Origin of the sequence: Rhizobium sp. PRIMUS64 (assembly GCF_023006465.1) — a bacterium.
Classification (GTDB): domain Bacteria; phylum Pseudomonadota; class Alphaproteobacteria; order Rhizobiales; family Rhizobiaceae; genus Rhizobium; species Rhizobium leguminosarum.
In genome coordinates this window covers 1-2,563 of record NZ_JALBGX010000264.1, presented here as the reverse complement: position 1 = coordinate 2,563, position 2,563 = coordinate 1, and the positions used below count along the sequence as shown (strand labels likewise).

Here is a 2,563-nt window from a genome sequence, read left to right as displayed (position 1 = left end):
GACTGATGCACCGTCACGACGCCAGCCTTCGCCGCTTCGGCCGGGCTGCGCGGCGCAAAGGGGCGGCCACCAAGGCTGACCGTCCCGCCATCGGCCGGAAGCACGCCGGAAAGGATCTTTACCAGCGTCGATTTGCCCGCACCGTTTGCACCCATCAGCGCCACGATCTCACCGCGCTCCATCGAAAGATCAGCGCCGGCAAGCGCCCGCGTCGACCCGAAACTGCGGGTGATGTTTTCAATGTGAAGAAGCGGCATCAATAGTGTCCGGGGCTGCATTCGAAGCCGGAGTGTGCCCTGTCCGGGCGGTCGAACTCCAGGCACGCCTTTCCCTCACAAACTGTCCTCGGGAAACAAAGAATCTCCCGCAGCCCGTAAAATCGGATCATTTACTCTACTAAAAACATAGAGATTATATCTAAATAATCCGACGCGTCGCGAGGGCTGTCAGACCTGTCAGACGACGCTTTCGTTTGCTAGAAGGAACGCGACGATGAAATCCCTCGCACGGCTCGCACTGTCTGCCGCCGTCATTCCGTTCATTTTCATTCAAGGCGCAAAAGCCGACGGCCTGTCCGGCGCTCCGGCCCCCTTCGATAAGGGCGGCGTCAAGGTGGCTCTGATCAGCTACATCTCGGCCGGCGATTTCTTCCAGGCCTACCAGGCCGGTGCGGAAGCCCAGGCCAAGGCGCTGGATATCGACCTGCGCGTCTTCCCCGGACGGCAGGACGCCGCCGAGCAGCGCGAGCAGATCCTGCAGGCGATCAATCTCGGCGTCTCCGGCATCGTCATCGACCACGGCCTGCCGGAATCGCTCGGCGACGTCGTGCAGCAGGCGCTCGACAAGGGCATCAAGGTCGTGGCCTTCGACGTCAACCTCAACAACCCCAAAATCCCACAGGTGGAGCAGAGCGATCACGAGCTCGCCTCGCTGGCGCTCGAACAGGTGGTGAAGGACAACGGCAACAGCTTCAGCGCCGGTTATGTCTATGTCGCCGGCTTTGCGCCGCTCGACCGCCGCAACGAGGTCTGGGACAAGTTCAAGTCGGAGAATAAGGGCGTGGTCGAAAAGGCCCGTTTCGGCAATGTCAGCGACACGACGGCGACCTCGACCGCCGACCAGGCGAAGGCCGCGCTCACCGCCAATCCCGATATATCGGTTGTTTTTGCCCCCTATGACGAATTCGCCCGCGGCGTGAAGCTCGCCGCCAACGACCTCGGCATAGCAAAGAAGCTGAAGATCTATTCGGCCGACGTCTCGACGGCCGATATCCAGGAAATTACCGAGGAAGGCAGCCCCTGGGTCGCGACCGTCGCGACCAATCCCGCCGTCGTCGGCGCCGTTTCCATACGCGCCGCCGCCCTGGAGATAGCCGGCCAGACGGTTCCCCATCAGATTACCGTGAAGCCGGCGCTTCTGACGCAGGAGAGCCTGCGCGCGGCCGGCGTCAAGACGATCGAGGAACTGGCTGCGAAGATCCCGGCCTTCAGCACGAGCGATGCGGCAACCGCGAGTTGGATTCCGGACAAGCTTTTCTGAGGAGGTCACCCTCGATCCTTCCGGCGGGAGCGTCAAGCTCCCGCCGGATCCCCTTTTTGGAGAATTGGAGTTTCGCTCATGAGCCAGTCCAATGTCGTCTTCGCGGTGAGCCGCAATCCGACGCGAGAAGACCTCTTTGCCCGTGCGGAGGATATCTCGGCTGACCTTTCCAGACGCGCCGCAGACCTCGAACGCGAAGGACGCCCGCCGCTTGCCGAAATCATCAAGTTGAAAAATGCCGGGCTGCTCAATGCGCTGCATCCCACGCAAATCGGCGGCGGTGGCCTCGATTGGGTCGACGGGCTGAGGCTGGTGCGCATCCTCGCCCGTGGCGAGAGCTCGATCGGCCAACTGCTCGGATACCACTATGTCAACAGCCAGTACATCTATTGGGCCCTCGATGCCGCACGCGCCCATGCGTTGGGCAGCGATACGGTCGCCAGGAACCTCTATTGGGGTGCAGCCGTCAATCCGCGCGACCCCGGGCTGGTGCTCACCCGTCGCGGCAACGGTTATGTATTGAACGGACGCAAGTCCTTCTCCACGGCGGCGCGGGTCTCCGACTATATCAATGCCAATGCGACGCTCGACGACAACATCGCCGGCTTCGCCGTGCCGACCAATCGCCCCGGCTATGTCGCCAATGACGATTGGGACAATATCGGCCAGCGCCTGTCCGACAGCGGCAGCGTCGAGTTCCGCGACTTCCCCGTCTACGAGGAGGATTTCGTCGGCGCGCCGGCCGCACCCGATGTGGCGCCGCCGGTATTGTCGACCTTCAACACGCCATTCATCCAACTGGTCTTCGTCAACTTTTATCTCGGTACCGCCGAAGGCGCTCTGCAGGCGGCCGTCGATTACGTCAGAACCACCACCCGGCCGTGGATCACGTCAGGCGTCGAGCGGGCGGCCGACGATCCCTATATTCTCGAACGCGTCGGCGAATTCACCGCCGCGCTGAAGGCCTCGGCGGCCCTTGCCGACAGCGCGGCATCAGCCGTGCAGGCGGGCCTTGCCCGCGGCC

General features: G+C 62.7%; 3 protein-coding genes. 2 read left to right on the top strand and 1 reads right to left on the bottom strand.

The annotated features are described in order from the left end of the window. On the bottom strand, positions 1-257 hold a 257-nt coding region (locus tag MOV76_RS38855; protein WP_247266564.1), incomplete at its 3' end, for an ATP-binding cassette domain-containing protein. Positions 258-492: 235 nt separating this feature from the next. Between MOV76_RS38855 and MOV76_RS38850 the strand changes: the two genes are divergently transcribed. Then, positions 493-1,539, top strand: coding sequence for a substrate-binding domain-containing protein (locus MOV76_RS38850; protein ID WP_247266563.1), 1,047 nt, complete (start codon positions 493-495; stop codon positions 1,537-1,539). A 78-nt stretch (positions 1,540-1,617) separates the two neighbouring features. Beyond that, positions 1,618-2,563: acyl-CoA dehydrogenase family protein (locus MOV76_RS38845; RefSeq protein WP_247266562.1), on the top strand; the 946-nt coding region annotated here is incomplete at its 3' end.